The organism is Hassallia byssoidea VB512170 (genome assembly GCF_000817785.2).
Lineage (GTDB): Bacteria > Cyanobacteriota > Cyanobacteriia > Cyanobacteriales > Nostocaceae > Hassallia > Hassallia carrinoi.
The window spans coordinates 17462-31789 of record NZ_JTCM02000039.1 but is presented as its reverse complement, the minus strand read 5'-3'; the positions used below and the strand labels follow the sequence as shown (position 1 = coordinate 31789).

Below are 14328 nucleotides of genomic sequence, written 5' to 3'. Positions count from 1 at the left end.
GAAGTTCTGGTATGAATTTTGCGGAAATGGAACATCTGATAAATGCAAGTGAATGTTTTTAATTAGAGTTCACTTGACCTAATTCATGCTGCATTTGGTGATATTGCCAGAACTTGCCACCTTGGGTGATTAATTCTTGATATCCTCCTTGTTCGACAATGCGACCTTGTTCAAGTACGACGATTTTATCTGCGCGAAAAATGGTGGACAGTCGATGAGCGATCGCAATCACTGTTCGTCCAACTGCTAATTTTTCGCGCAGACTGCTGAACTAAGCGTTCGGAAACTGAATCAAGAGCGCTGGTTGCTTCATCAAGAATCAAAATTTCTGGGTTGCGTAGTAGCGCTCTTGCGATCGCAATTCGCTGACGTTGACCACCAGATAAACGCACTCCGCGATCGCCTAATTGAGTCGCAAATCCTTGAGGCATATCTAAAATAAATTCTAAAGCATTGGCAAGTCTTGCTGCTTCTTCAATTGCTGCATCGTCTACACTTTCTAACCCATAAGCAATGTTATCGCGAACAGACGTATTAAAAATAAAAGTATCTTGACTCACCACCGCAAGTTGAGAACGCAGTGAAGCTAGTTGATATTGCCGCAAGTCAACTTTATCAATCAAAATCTTACCAGCGGTAGGATCGTAAAAGCGCATCAGTAAGTCTGCCATAGTTGTCTTACCAGAACCAGAAGCACCCACCAACGCTACCATCTGACCGCGTTCGATTGTCAAGGTAATATTTTGTAATACTAATTTATCGTCATAGCCAAAGTCTACATCAACGAAGGCGATCGCCTCTTTTAAAGTAGAAAACTTCACTTCTCCATCTCTCAAATAAATCTTGTCATCAGTCCGCAACATCTCGTGGACATTTTTCACCGATCCGTAATGCATCGCAATTATCCCCCAAGAACTATTCATGTGAGCAATAATTGGCAGCAAGCGGAACAGCGCGAACAAAAAAGCTAATAATGAAATTACATGCAAGCTGCCATTAGATACAAGAGTCGAGACTGCCACCAAAATCATCGCAATTAAAATTGTCGTCGCAACTGCCTCAACAAATGGTTGGACTATTCCACTAATTGCGGAAGCTTTCAGCCAAGCTTTTGCGAAGCGTTCAGCTACTTTATGAAAACGTTTATTTTCAAAATCTTGAGTCCAAAAAGCTTGGACAGTGCGAACTCCCCCGATAAATTCTATCGCTTTTGAAGTCAATTCTCCACCTGCGGATGTCATTTCAAAGCTGGTTTCGCGAACTCGTCGAACTAAATTTGATGCGACTGCGGCAAGCAAGCTGAATAAAAGTACTGTGAACAGCGTCAGTTGCCAAGAGATGACAAACATGGCGATCGCATATGCGAGAATAACGCAGGCTTTAGTGACAAAATTAATTATTTCATTAAAAGCATAACTAATATAAGTCACTTCATTAGAAAACGTATTAATTAGTTCTCCAGAACGGCTTTGCGTATAGTAACTCAAACTAAGTCTTTGAAATTGCTCAAACAGCCGTTTGCAAAGACTATCTATTAAATAAACTTCACACACTTTGGCAAAATAACGTCCGAAATAGCTGAAGACAGCGCGTAACCAAACCGTGACTAAAATCAATCTAGATATGCGATATATGCGCTCAGATGCAGCCGCATTTGTTCCTAATAACCAAACATCCAAAAAGTCAATTCCTGTATGTAAAGGTGGCTGGTTGGAATTTGTTAATCCTTGCAGTAAAGATGCAATCAGACCAATTCCTCCAGCTTCTATAACTGCTCCCAATAAAGTTAATATTACAGCTATGATTGCAGTTAATACCTATAAACGACTTTGGATATCTTTTGGCAAAATCATCGATAATTTGCGGACAGCTATCCTTAGAAGCGTTATCGTAAACTACAACCTTGCCTGTGTCGGGATAGTACCTCTCAACTGCTGTTAAGCAAGATTCAATTGCACCCCGCAAACTTTTGCCAGAGTTATAAGAAACAGTTACAAACGTTACATCAGTTTTAATTATTCTAGAAACCCCTGTCTATGTAAACGCGATTATACGTCTACAAACAAAATCAAATTGCGACTTGGGCAACTGTTAGTTAGGCAAGCAAATATAGCTGAAGAAATTCATCTGCTGTCTTCTCGAAACGAACAGTTTTTAGCTGAGTGGTTGCAATATTGTCGCGCACGTTTGGTTCGGATAGATCCAGTTTTTGGTGAGTGTAAACTGAAAACATAGGCAAAGCTTTGCAAACGTTTTGACAAAAAGATATTTTTGTGGATACCGCGAAACCGGGAACTACCAGAATATCGTCACCCGATTCTTTGGTTGGTGAAGCGATCGCTCGATTGGATTATTGCCTTTGTATTGTTGATTATACTCAGTCCTGTTTTCGGAGCGATCGCGCTGAAAAGTATCTACTTAAAAAAACCAATCTTTACCGAACAATGGTGCGTCGGCAAACAAGGCAGACTTTTCCAAATTTCTAACTTTCAATTGCAACAGCCTAATAATAGCATTAAGCAATTGCCCCGAAAATTTGGAATGCTCCCGTATAATTTAGAAAAGTTGCCCCAGTTATTTAATGTACTCAAATTGGTTCGCAAAATAAGTTAGAAAAGTGGATTAATCGAATGCGACCCACTTTAGATAACTTACCACTTGCTTTTTATCCTAAACATAATTATGCTACGTTTTCGCCACAATGGTTTCCCGATCTAATTCAGTCAAAGATAAAGCAATTATCTCCAGATATTATTAATATTCATTGGATTTGTGGTTACGTCCAAATTGAGAGTATGGCAAAATTTGCTAAACCGTTGATTTGGACTCTTCATGATATGTGGGCTTTTACCGGAGGATGCCATTATAGTTTAGAGTGCGATCGCTATCTCAATTCTTGCGGTGCATGTATTCAACTTCACTCTCAAAAAGAGCAGGATTTATCCCGCTGGGTATGGCAACGCAAAGCTAAAGCATGGAAGCATCTCAACTTGACAATTGTCACACCAAGTAAATGGTTAGCTGAGTGTGTTCGCAAAAGTTCTTTATTACGCAACTATCGCGTAGAAGTCATCCCCAACGGTATTGATATTCAAAGGTACAAACCAATTAACCGTTCTCTAGCAAGAGAATGGCTGAATCTTCCTCAAGATAAACAATTAATTCTCTTTGGTGCTGCGTCAACTACTCAGCCAAGAAAGGGGTTTCACTTACTAAAATCAGCTTTACAAAACTTAAGTCAAACCAAAGAAAAAGACAATCTAGAATTAGTTGTATTTGGTGCTTCTCAACCAACGGAGCAAAGCAACTTCGGCTTTAAGTGTCACTACTTGGGAAACTTCAACGATGATGTCTCCCTAGCTCTAATTTATGCAGCTGCGGATGTTTTTGTCGCACCCTCAACTCAAGATAATTTGCCGAATACTGTGATGGAAGCGCTAGCTTGCGGTACTCCCTGCGTCGGCTTTGATATTGGCGGAATGCCTGATATGATTGAACATCAGCGCAACGGTTATTTGGCTAAACCAATTGATGTAGAAAGTTTAGCAGCTGGTATCGACTGGGTATTATCAGATAGCGATCGCTCTTTATCTTTGCAACAACGCGCTCGTGAAAAAGTCGAACAAGAATTCTCTTTAGAACTGCAAGCTCAACGTTACTCCAAACTATTTGCAGAAATTCTTGGCACACTTACAGCAATTTTCATATATTTAGACCACACTCTTATCTCTTCATTTCTTCCTTTGCGTCTCAGCGACGGCAGTCGCTACAACGGGGGGAACCCCAACGCCAGATGCGCGACTGTCGGCATCCCCGCCCAACGCACTGGCTCCGCAACGCGCTGCCTCGACTTTGCGTGAGATAAAAATAATATAGTTCAAATAAATAGTAGAGGCAACAAAGTGAATATCAACGCAAACATCGCAAAAGGAGAAATAAATTACTTTTTTTATGGACTCATCCTCTACAGCATAGTTGCTATATATATCATACCTTATGAACTACAACTGCCACATGTAAAACTCGGTCTACCTTTGTTAACGATAATTTTACTTTGGCAACTCTATTATTACAGAAGCAAGTTGCAAAATATCGATATTCTCGCTGTTTGCTTGATTATTATAGAAACTTTTCTGAATTTTTATAGCTATCACTTATTTAGATATAGTTTGCCAATTTGTTTAATGGCAATAGGCTTTAGTGGTTCTCAGTTTATTAGCATCAAAAGAAGCTATTTAGTAGGCTTGTGTTGGTGTACAAATGCAGCAATTATTTATCAAATGGCTGTATATAGATTAGTACAGTTTGATGGAAGTGAAAGAATAACTTTAAGTGTTGGAGATCCAAATATCTCCGGACTATTCATGTTACTCTTCTTTTTCCTTTGCGTGAAAATCAAGTTTAAGCCGGGTATCATTATAGCTTTAGTTTCTACGTTACTTTTTGCTAGCAGAAATTATTTTTTCAGCCTGATATTTTTCTTTTTAATTATGAATTTTTAAAAACCGTTTACTAAAATAGCAAGCATAATAAATTTTGTTTTGTTATTTATTATTTCTAATTTAATTGGTATTTTCGTCGGAGAATACTTTTTAAACAATGTCGAAATTGGCATTGGCTATAACACAGATTCAAGTCGATTATTTTCCTTTAATGATAAATCTAATTTACTCAGATTTGAAGCCAATAGATTGTTGATTGAATCTTATTCTAATAATTGGGATTTAGCTTTAAAAGGCTATGGGGCTGATTATGAATCTGTTTTTAGACCGATTGGTGCTATTATCCATAATTCCTTTCTGGAGGTGATTGCATATACTGGTCTTCCGCTTGGTATTCTTTATTTTTTTGTTATTTTAAGAGTAGTTAGCGGATATTATAAACCAGAAAATTTTAAGTTTATTTTCCCATATTTATTTTTCTGTCTTTTCCTGCACACCGGATTACAAGGACTTAGCCCTTTTCTTTTCGTCAGTATTCTAGCGATGTCAGTTGAAGATGATAGGGTTAATAGGATGCGCTTGGGGTTGCAACTGAGTACCTAAATTTGCCTAAGTTTTTGATAGCGCTGACCGCTTGGCAACCGTTCGGCTTGACGGAGAACGCGGTTGGGGTCTTTCCCCTGCCATAGCACTTCGCCCATCATGACACCAAATTTGTCCTTTAAGGAGGTGTGCATTTGGGTAAGCACCTGTTCAGCTTCGTCACAGACGGCAGCGGTATTGCCGTCAACCGTAGCGACGCTGTGCTTGACATAGCCGTCTACGTCATAAAACACCTGTCCCGCTATAGGGACGCTGACACTAATCCCTTTGCCCGTCTGAGTGGTGGCTCCTAGAATCATAGCACTGGCTGGATGCTCTGGATGCTCTGGTTGATGAAAGGTAATACTGAAACCCATTTCCTGCAATGTTTCGGCAATGCTGTCAGCAATGTAATCCCGGCGCTCTGCCTGTATTTGAGCTGTGTTGGCAGTCTCGATAATTATTTGAGAGCGTTGCTGGCGATCGCTTAAGCAGGAAATAACCTGTTTGAGCCTACCGGACGCGATCGCCAGTTTCGCTGCATTCGTCTGATTCTCTAATTCTGTCACTGCTTCTGTTTGCCAGCGCATCACTACGGGGTCAGCCTTCAAACCAGCCAAAATCACCTGGAGTTCTGCCAGCTGTTGATTTGCCTGTGCCTGTAGCTGTCGGCTGTCTGCCTGCCCTTGGACAATTTGACGGACGTGCTTCTGCACCAACGCTGTTGCTTCTGCCAGAGGTCGGCGCACCGCTACCGGGTTGCCTACGGCGATCGCTTCAAGCACATTTTGGAGGGCGCACTGCAAGAGTTGCCGACCCGCAGCATCGAACTTCAAAGCTTCTGCCTCTGGAATTTGCGCCACTCTGAGTTGGAGTTCCTCTAGTTCAAACTGTTGTCGCTCGATGTCTGCCCGTCGTTTATTTTCTGCCTCATCCCACCGCTTGCGCTTGATAGCGAATTGCATTGCCAGTTCAATTCTCACTAGTTCTTCTGATATAGCCAGCAGTTTTTCTGGTGACTCTGCGGAGGCGATCGCTTCCAACTGATTCTGACAACGATATTGCAATGCCACTGCTTCTTGAAGATAAAAATTTGCCCATTGCCAGTGTAAATCTGACAGCAGCACGTTTACCTGTATATGGGTTTGGTTACGAGACATTTCCAATTGTCGTTGTCGCTCCTGCTCCTCGGCTTCCTGCCGTCGTCTGGCTTCTGCTTCTGAACGACGCTGTCGCTCTGCTTCCAGAATTTTTTGCTTCCACTCCGCAATTTCAGCTTCTGAAAACTTGGGGCTGCCACTCATAAAACCGTTCTCTTGTCAATAAAGTAAATAATTCTTAAACTTTTAACTGCTGTTGGTTTTTCAGCATAGCTGCCTGGTTTTCCGGACTGTACCGCCGTTCTAGCAGAGATTGATAGGCAGTTTCAAAATCCGCAGCGATAATGCTCGCAACAGTTGGGTTGGTGAATCCTTGGATGCGATAGCGTCGAATAGCTTGCAGAGTAGCCTGATTGCTAAGGAGTGCAAGTTCGGCACCGTTCCAACCTTCTGTACGCACAGCCCAAGCTGCCAAGTTTACATCTTCTGCCAAGGGGCGATCGCGGTTGTGAACCTGTAAAATTTCCAGACGACTTGTGAGATCCGGCAGATCCACCTTAAGTTGCAAATCCAAGCGACCAGCTCTTAAGAGAGCAGGGTCAAGCATATCTGGTCGATTGGTTGCGGCGATAATCAGAACGTTATCGCAAGATTGGATACCATCAATCTCTGTAAGAAGTTGACCAACGACACGAGCGCTCACACCATCACTGTCATAACCCCCTCTAACAGGGACAAAGGTATCAATTTCATCAATAAAAATGACACAGGGCGCTGCTTGCCTTGCTCTAGTAAACAAATCCCGCACAGCTTGCTCCGATACACCCACCCAACGACTGAGCAGTTCTGCCCCATTGACAGCAATAAAGTTTGCCCTTGCTTGAGCAGCTACAGCTTTTGCCAGCAGAGTTTTGCCAGTTCCCGGCGGTCCCCAAAGTAGAATACCGCGTGGAGATATGGCTCTCATCAGGCGGTAGAGTTCGGGATAAAGCAATGCACCTTCTACAGATTCCTGTAAGATGGATTTAATGGTTTCTAGCCCACCAATTTGATCCCAAGTAATGTTGGGGGTTTCAATTGCCACTGGACGCAGGACGGAGGGCTTGACATCCTTGAATGCTTGTAAAAAATCTTGCTGACTGATGCCCAAATCGCTAGGTATTGGTGAGTCCAGAGACAGAGTAGAGCGGTGCAAGGCATTATACGCTGCCTTCTGAGAGAGTCCTCGCAAATCAGCACCAACAAATCCGATTGCCAAATCTGCGATCGCCTCCAAATCCACAGATACATCCATTGGCATCGAGCGAGTCTGAATCTTGAGAATTTCCAACCGACCGTTGCGATCGGGGACGCGGAAATACACTTCGCGGTCAAAGCGACCTGGGCGACGCAGGGCAGGATCTACGCGACCGGGACAGTTAGTTGCTGCTAGAACCATCACCCCATTGAGTTGAGCAAAGCCATCCATGAGACTCAGGAGTTGAGCAACGACGCGCTTCTCGACTTCACCTTCCACGCTTGCGCGATCCGGTGCAAGGCTGTCAATCTCGTCAATAAAAATTAGGCAAGGCGCCGATCCCGTAGCTTTATGGAAAATCTGCCGCAAACGCGCCTCTGCTTCACCATAGTACTTACCCACTACCTCAGGACCTGCAATTGCGATGTAATTCACACCCAATTCTGCTGCCAAGGCGCGAGCGGTCAGGGTTTTACCAGTCCCTGGCGGACCGATTAACAACACTCCCCGCGTCGGCTCTAATCCTAGTTTTTCTAGTAAATCCGGGCGCTTGAGCGGTAGAGCCACCAAATCGCGGAGTTCTGCAAGCACTTCACTTAAGCCCCCAACGGCTTCTAGCGATCGCATGGCAGGCTTTGGCTGAAAAGTGTGATTATCAGCTTGCGATTGAGGTTTCTGCCCAGCAGATTTAGGACGACCCATAGCTTTGACCGACGGTTCTTCAGATTTGGGATTAGTACGGGCATTTGCGATCGACACTTGCCGTTCAGCCTTTTTCTCCAGAGTTTTTGCCAGTATGAATAATTGTTCAAATTCTCGCATTGACACTCCCCGCATCTATTGAGACGGGGATTCTTGGTTCAATGACTTGCCGTTAGACGACAGGTTTGCACCAATCGCCCAAGAGGGCAAATCTCCCCAAGCGTAAGTTCCCGTGTGCCCCACGGTACTAAGTCCTAATTTTAGGATGTTGATAGCTGCGTTCACATCTCTATCTTCTACAAAACCACAATGCGGACAAACATGAGTTCTGGTAGACAGAGATTTTTTCACTTTTTTGCCGCAGTTAGAGCAATTTTGGCTTGTGTTGTGGGGAGGTACAGCTACTGTGACTTTCCCATATTTGTGACCAAGATACTCCAACCATGACCTGAAAGTTGACCAACCAGCATCACTGATAGATTTAGCCAAATGTCGGTTTCTTACCAGTCCCTTCACATTCAAGTCTTCATAGGCTACCAAATCGTTAGATTGGATGACGGAGTACGCTAGTCTCTTGCAATACTCTTTTCGCTGCCTACTTACTCTTAAATGTTTCCGAGCATACCTGTTTCTGGCTTTGTGGTAGTTGGTTGATTGCGCTTTCTTGGCTTTCTTCCTTGCCTTATCGTATTTCTTGGATTTTTTGCGGTTAGCACGGTTTAACTGTTTTTCAGACTTACGGTAAAACTGAGGAGATTGCTCTACATTACCTCTGTTATCAGCAATGAAATATTTCAATCCCAAGTCAATACCTACTACTTGACCTGTTGGCTGTGTCTCAATTTTCAGGTCAACATCAATCGCAAATTGAGCGTAGTACCCCTGGGCGCGACGCACTAAACGGACACGTTTAATTTGTTTGATGTCATAGTAGTTGAGGTCATAGGTTCCCTTTAACTTCAAAGTTCCTATTCCCTTCTTGTCCGAGAAAGTTATTGCCTTGCGGGTAGCAGAAAGTTTCCAACCGCTTGTTTTGTATTCAACAGAACGACAGTGTTTTTTAAACTTTGGATACCCGCTCGATCCTTTAACTTTCCCTCTTACAAAGGTTGGAGCGGAGGAAGCCTCCGCTCCAACGCCAGAGCCAGCACGTTCGCGTAGCGTCTCCGTAAGGAGAGGGAAACCCGGACGCAGCGCTGGCTCAACTTTGCGCTTTTTACAGTTATCGTAAAACCGAGCTATTGCGCTCCAAGCACGTTCAGCCGCAGATTGTCGAGCCATTGAATTGAGTTCATCCGCAAAGGAAAATTCAGCAGCTAACACAGCACAATATTTGTTTAAGTCGTATCGATTTAAACTTGTGCCTTCATTGTCCATCCAATAGCGTAAACACTTATTTCGGATAAATTGACTGGCACGAATAGCATCGTCTATTGCACGATACTGCTCATCTTTGCCTTTAACCTTGAACTCGTAGATTATCATGGCTCGACCTAACCAACTACTATGCTTATGTTAGCACAAATTACATAACGTATCTGTTCGTGCAGCGTCTCCCTTTGGGAGAAGATATTAAAAAGATTGCACTCGCATTGGCGTAAACGCCTACATCGGCTTTCATGAGGCAGTGCGTTGCGTATTTTCCACTCGTCAGCTTATGTTCCTCCGCTTCCCCCCAAAACGTGCCGAGAAAGTTGTAGCACCTGCCGTCCCCGCACCTTTAGTACAGAATTCGCAACTACGTTGCTATTCCTCAAGGGTTTTCAGCCTGCCGTCCTTATAACCTACTCACAGTTCGCCCCTACACAATTTGCTTGGCTACCTACCGCTGGAGTCCATACACCAGTTGAGCTAGCAGTTCCGGTGGCAGGGCTGCCATTCCGGGTGGAACTTGAGATGCCATTCCGGGAGCTTGTTGTGCTGCTGCATACACTTGTGCAAGCTGTTGAGGTGATAGACCAGCCATTGGGGAGGGAACTTGAGGTACAATTCCCAGAATTTGCCGTGCCGCTTCATGCAGTTGTGCAAGCTGTTGAGGTGATAGGGCTGGCATTGGGGATGCAACTTGAGGTGTCGTTCCGGGCACTTGCTGTGCTGCTGCATACACTTGTGCAAGCTGTTGAGGTGATAAATGAGCAAGCTGTTGAGGTGATAAATGAGCAAGCTGTTGAGGTGGTAACATCCCCCTTGCGGCAGATTGATTGACTATTCCAAGTTGATTGAGCATCTGACCGAGCTGGGCGATTAACGCACTCAACTGATTGACTAATCCAGCCAGTTGGACAACGACTTCGACGGATAGGGCAGTTGCGACCGCAGGATGGTTTCCTGAACCTGCGGCAGATTGCCCTGGTAATCCGCCCGCCAATCCTGCCACCTGACCAGCTAATCCACCGACCAGTCCGGCAGGGTTTCCGGCAGCACCTGCCACCTGACCGACTAATCCACCGACCAGTCCGGCAGGATTTCCGGCAGCACCTGCCACCTGACCGACCAATCCACCGACCAATTCGGCAGGGTTTCCAGCAGCACCTGCCACCTGACCGGCTAATCCACCGACCAATTCGGCAGGGTTTCCGGCAGCACCTGCCACCTGACCGGCTAACCCACCGACCAGTCCGGCAGGGTTTCCGGCAGCACCTGCCACCTGACCGGCTAATCCACCGACCAGTCCGGCAGGGTTTCCGGCAGCACCTGCCACCTGACCGACCAATCCACCAACCAATCCTGCCGGATTTCCGGCAGCACCTGCCACCTGACCGGCTAATCCACCAACCAATTCGGCAGCACCTGCCACTTGACCGGCTAACCCACCAACCAGTCCGGCAGGGTTTCCAGCAGCACCTGCCACCTGACCGACCAATCCACCGACCAGTCCGGCAGGGTTTCCAGCAGCACCTGCTACCTGACCGACCAATCCACCGACCAATTCGGCAGGGTTTCCGGCAGCACCTGCCACTTGACCGACCAATCCACCAACCAATTCGGCAGGGTTTCCGGCAGCACCTGCCACTTGACCGACCAATCCACCAACCAATTCGGCAGGATTTCCGGCAGCACCTGCCACCTGACCGACTAACCCACCAACCAATTCGGCAGGGTTTCCGGCAGCACCTGCCACCTGACCGACCAATCCACCAACCAATTCGGCAGGGTTTCCGGCAGCACCTGCCACCTGACCGACGATACCTGTTACTGGAGATACCAATCCGCCTAGCAGCCCACCTCCTTGACCGCCTTGAGCTTGGGCGTTTTGAGAAGCTGGTCGATTGCCTCTACGGGGCTGATTGCCTGAGGGCGAAAGTTGGGACGTGAGGTTGGAAAGCATAGGTTTAGAGGTTTGGAGTTGCAGGTAGTCGATGACGTGTGCGCTATCCGCACTGTTTGATACTGTAATGGAGAGCGTGTGAAGTCCTTTGAGGACGACTCCTAATGGTATTTGAGTTTGCTTCAGCTGGACTTTATCTGCACCAGGTGTCTTGGCAATGAGTTGCCCGTCCAGAAATATATTGTCTTCCCCAGAACCGTAGCGGTCATAACAAAGAACTAATTGACCTTCAGTATAATTATCTAGCAGGACAAAATGAATGTTCAGCTGGCTGGTTGAGTTAGGAATTTTGCTGGCACTAGGAGGAACCAGGCAAGAAGGAATGACCGGACGATTAACGGGGTCAGGGTCTGTGCTAATAATATAATTATATACTTGTGTCCAAGCACCTGTTGGAATCGGTATTCCGCCTTGACCAGGTCTACCAATTTGCCAGAGAAGGAGTGGGGGGTCAGACATAGAAGTAACTGTGCTGGGTTGCTTCAAAGCGAGAGGTTGTTCGACAACTGGCGGAGTAATAGGTTTTTCAATACTTGGCTTTGAGGGAGTAGGGGTGACTGTCGGCACAGTACCAGTACCCGGCTTTGATGAATCTGGGGTAACAGTATTTTTATTTAGATTTGAGGGAGTAGGGGTGACGCTCGGCACAGTACCAGTACCCGGCTTTGATAAATCTGGGGCGGGAGTATCCTTACTTGGCAATGGTCTGACAGTGCCGTGGATATCTTGCTTCACAGAAGCAGACTCAGGAGAGTCGATTTCGCTAATGGGTTCTGCTTGAATTTCGATTGACTGCTGGACTGAAAGTGCTTCAATCTCAGTGATACTCAAGACTCTGTCCCAAATATGAACCTCAGTAATCTTGCCGCAGAAAAAGCAAGGACTTGCCCCCAACTGCTCTGTAGCGCCTGCGCCGACGCGCATGGGATTGCGGTCATTAGGATAGTATTGCACATCAATTTGTCGTCCTACTTCCTGCCCATTGACATAGAACGTCATTGTCTCTTCGTTTCGGTCATAAGTTCCTGCCAGATGTGCCCACTCACCAGGTCTTACCTTTGGTCCAGTCAGGACTCGCCAGAATGCCCGTGGCTCCCCATTCCCCAACCAGAACTGCCATTGCTGGGAAGGCGTGACGCAGAAAAGGTAGCCCTTGCGTCCTTCAAGGGGTGAGCCTCCGACCGAGGCTACAATAGACTGATAGCCCGTGCCGCCACCAACCATGACCCACATTTCTACTGTGAAACTGGTAGGATTTAGCTCGGAAGCATAGGGCATATCCAATTTGTCACTGACTCCATTAAAGCTAAGAGCAGTTGGGAAAGAGTCATTTTGAGGCGTTTCCTGCATTGTTGTTTGGGAGAGCGCAGTTTGCTGTGCCATACGGTCAATGGGAGGATTGCCGCGTCGCAGGGTGCTAATGGAAATTCCTGCAACTCCAACCCTTAACTTGTCGATTGTCAGCATCTGCTTGGTGCTACTTTAAGCATACGTAAACGTGGCGATCGCTAATGCACATTATGGTTGATTTGTACAAGGCTCCTTTACTGGGTTCATAATCACACCACGACTCAACATTCGAGACTCAAATTCTTGACGAAAACCTGGTTGCTTGGGAATCCCTACAAACTGGACTTGTCCGGTTGTTTCCATGAAAAACTGTAAACCTTGCGATCGCTCTTTTTGCGCCAATTGGTCTATAATCAAAGCTTGATAACGCTCTGTCATAGGTAACAATCGCTGGTTAGCCGAACCACGCCAGAGCAAATCTGCGTGCTGTTGTTCGATGTAAACACCATCTATCAGCAGATCGATTCGCTGCAATAGCTCTTGTTGTTCTCGTGTACCTTGCTGTTGTAGCTGCTCCAGACGATAGCCTGTATAGCATACCACTCCCATATCTGCCTTCGCCCGAACTAAGTCTATCAGGTCAGCCAGTGCCTTTGCTTGCAGCATCGGCTCTCCTCCAGAGAAGGTTATCCCCTCAATTCCAGGTTGAGCTAGTACCCAAGCTGCCATTTCTGCCACGCTCACCAGTTCTCCTGCTGACTCATCCCAAGACTCAGGCACTATACAATTTTTACAAGCGAACCTACAACCTTGTACCCAAATCACGGCTCTTTGCCCAGGACCGAGTACGCTCACGGGGGATTGACGACTAAATAGGCGTAAAATTTTCTCATTCATAATATCCTTTGCGAATTCCTAATAGTTCGCCAAACAAATGAGCGATGCTCTGCTAGAGTGCGATCGCCCAAACGGCGATCGCACTCGGATGAGCTTCTAGTAGCGACGCATTTCAGCAAGGAATTTGTAGTAGTAGCGCAAAAATTCATCGCGCGATTCCTGAGAACGACGTTTGTGATCTGCGTAGATGCTCTTGCGTAAGTTCTCAAGCTCACGAATTCGATTATGCTGATCTTTGAGAAACTCGCCTTGATACCTGAGAAACTCGCCATGCCATTCCCGAAAGCGACGTTCGCCGTCTCGGACAAGCATTTGACGATAATGTTCGCTGTCAAGCCTGTGTACTGGGATATTATCAAGATTCGCCATGAGTAGAAACCTGCTACATAGAACTTATCATAGTTGTACAATACAACTACTTGTCTATTTCAGCACTTCATCCTAGGGAGACAAATCCAACAATCTACAGGCGTAACTATGGCTTCGCCACGCTACGCTATCGTAGCTAGCCGAGACTAACTATGTCTACTCAAAGATTCTCAAATCCTAATTTTTATTAGGAACCTCTTTTCCATTGTCTAATGTGCCACTGTCTGCGAGCTTCACTTGCCAGCATTTTTGCTGATGCACCAATGCAACGGGCGCGATCGCTCTTCGACAAATCCAAACCGCTTAAAGTTTGGCAAGCACGGAAACTAGGAATCATTCCACCAGTACGAATTTGCCGCACGGTACGAATAAGGATCATTG

15 protein-coding genes are annotated in these 14328 nt (G+C 45.8%); 5 read left to right on the top strand and 10 right to left on the bottom strand.

Going from position 1 to position 14328, the window contains the following annotated elements:
• Window positions 1–58: 58 nt before the first annotated feature.
• From PI95_RS36005 to PI95_RS36000, 3 genes are read right to left on the bottom strand one after another with little or no spacing between them, the layout of a single operon-like run.
• A complete protein-coding gene (locus tag PI95_RS36005) occupies window positions 59–232 on the bottom strand; it encodes a hypothetical protein (RefSeq protein ID WP_236117091.1) in 174 nt (57 codons plus the stop codon).
• Window positions 186–1781 (bottom strand): heterocyst formation ABC transporter subunit HepA, encoded by a 1596-nt coding sequence (gene hepA, locus PI95_RS17655; RefSeq protein ID WP_236117090.1) that lies wholly within the window; start codon window positions 1779–1781, stop codon window positions 186–188. The genes PI95_RS36005 and hepA overlap by 47 nt, the downstream gene beginning before the upstream one ends.
• A complete protein-coding gene (locus PI95_RS36000) occupies window positions 1684–2016 on the bottom strand; it encodes a glycosyltransferase (RefSeq protein WP_373695711.1) in 333 nt (110 codons plus the stop codon). Before PI95_RS36000 ends, hepA begins: the two co-directional genes overlap by 98 nt.
• A gap of 57 nt (window positions 2017–2073) precedes the next feature.
• Between PI95_RS36000 and PI95_RS17645 the strand changes: the two genes are divergently transcribed.
• Genes PI95_RS17645 through PI95_RS17625 form a run of 5 tightly spaced genes read left to right on the top strand, consistent with a single transcriptional unit; the run spans window position 2074 to window position 5045 of the window.
• Window positions 2074–2235: a hypothetical protein gene (locus PI95_RS17645; protein WP_163518974.1), complete on the top strand. Its 162-nt coding sequence runs from the start codon at window positions 2074–2076 to the stop codon at window positions 2233–2235.
• A gap of 36 nt (window positions 2236–2271) precedes the next feature.
• The gene (locus PI95_RS17640; RefSeq protein WP_039752861.1) at window positions 2272–2613 is read left to right on the top strand and encodes a sugar transferase; all 342 of its coding nucleotides are present in this window, start codon (window positions 2272–2274) and stop codon (window positions 2611–2613) included.
• 17 nt (window positions 2614–2630) lie between these two features.
• Window positions 2631–3860: a glycosyltransferase family 4 protein gene (locus tag PI95_RS17635; protein ID WP_052325764.1), complete on the top strand. Its 1230-nt coding sequence runs from the start codon at window positions 2631–2633 to the stop codon at window positions 3858–3860.
• 42 nt (window positions 3861–3902) lie between these two features.
• A complete protein-coding gene (locus tag PI95_RS17630; protein WP_039752860.1) occupies window positions 3903–4502 on the top strand; it encodes a hypothetical protein in 600 nt (199 codons plus the stop codon).
• Window positions 4503–4541: 39 nt separating this feature from the next.
• Window positions 4542–5045, top strand: coding sequence for a hypothetical protein (locus PI95_RS17625; protein ID WP_039752858.1), 504 nt, complete (start codon window positions 4542–4544; stop codon window positions 5043–5045).
• Here the strand turns inward: PI95_RS17625 and PI95_RS17620 are convergent.
• The 7 genes from PI95_RS17620 to PI95_RS17590 form a co-directional block, all read right to left on the bottom strand.
• Window positions 5042–6328, bottom strand: coding sequence for a hypothetical protein (locus PI95_RS17620; RefSeq protein WP_039752857.1), 1287 nt, complete (start codon window positions 6326–6328; stop codon window positions 5042–5044). The genes PI95_RS17625 and PI95_RS17620 overlap by 4 nt on opposite strands.
• Before the next feature lie 34 nt (window positions 6329–6362).
• Window positions 6363–8183 (bottom strand): AAA family ATPase, encoded by a 1821-nt coding sequence (locus PI95_RS17615; protein ID WP_052325863.1) that lies wholly within the window; start codon window positions 8181–8183, stop codon window positions 6363–6365.
• A gap of 15 nt (window positions 8184–8198) precedes the next feature.
• Window positions 8199–9548: an RNA-guided endonuclease InsQ/TnpB family protein gene (locus PI95_RS17610; protein ID WP_039752856.1), complete on the bottom strand. Its 1350-nt coding sequence runs from the start codon at window positions 9546–9548 to the stop codon at window positions 8199–8201.
• Between the two features lie 337 nt (window positions 9549–9885).
• The gene (locus PI95_RS17605) at window positions 9886–12858 is read right to left on the bottom strand and encodes a LamG-like jellyroll fold domain-containing protein (RefSeq protein ID WP_052325763.1); all 2973 of its coding nucleotides are present in this window, start codon (window positions 12856–12858) and stop codon (window positions 9886–9888) included.
• A gap of 51 nt (window positions 12859–12909) precedes the next feature.
• The gene (locus tag PI95_RS17600; RefSeq protein ID WP_052325762.1) at window positions 12910–13578 is read right to left on the bottom strand and encodes a 4Fe-4S single cluster domain-containing protein; all 669 of its coding nucleotides are present in this window, start codon (window positions 13576–13578) and stop codon (window positions 12910–12912) included.
• Between the two features lie 96 nt (window positions 13579–13674).
• On the bottom strand, window positions 13675–13890 hold the full coding sequence (locus PI95_RS17595; protein WP_163518969.1) for a hypothetical protein: 216 nt from the start codon (window positions 13888–13890) through the stop codon (window positions 13675–13677).
• 244 nt (window positions 13891–14134) lie between these two features.
• Window positions 14135–14326: a hypothetical protein gene (locus tag PI95_RS17590; RefSeq protein WP_039752854.1), complete on the bottom strand. Its 192-nt coding sequence runs from the start codon at window positions 14324–14326 to the stop codon at window positions 14135–14137.
• Between the last annotated feature and the right edge of the window lie 2 nt (window positions 14327–14328).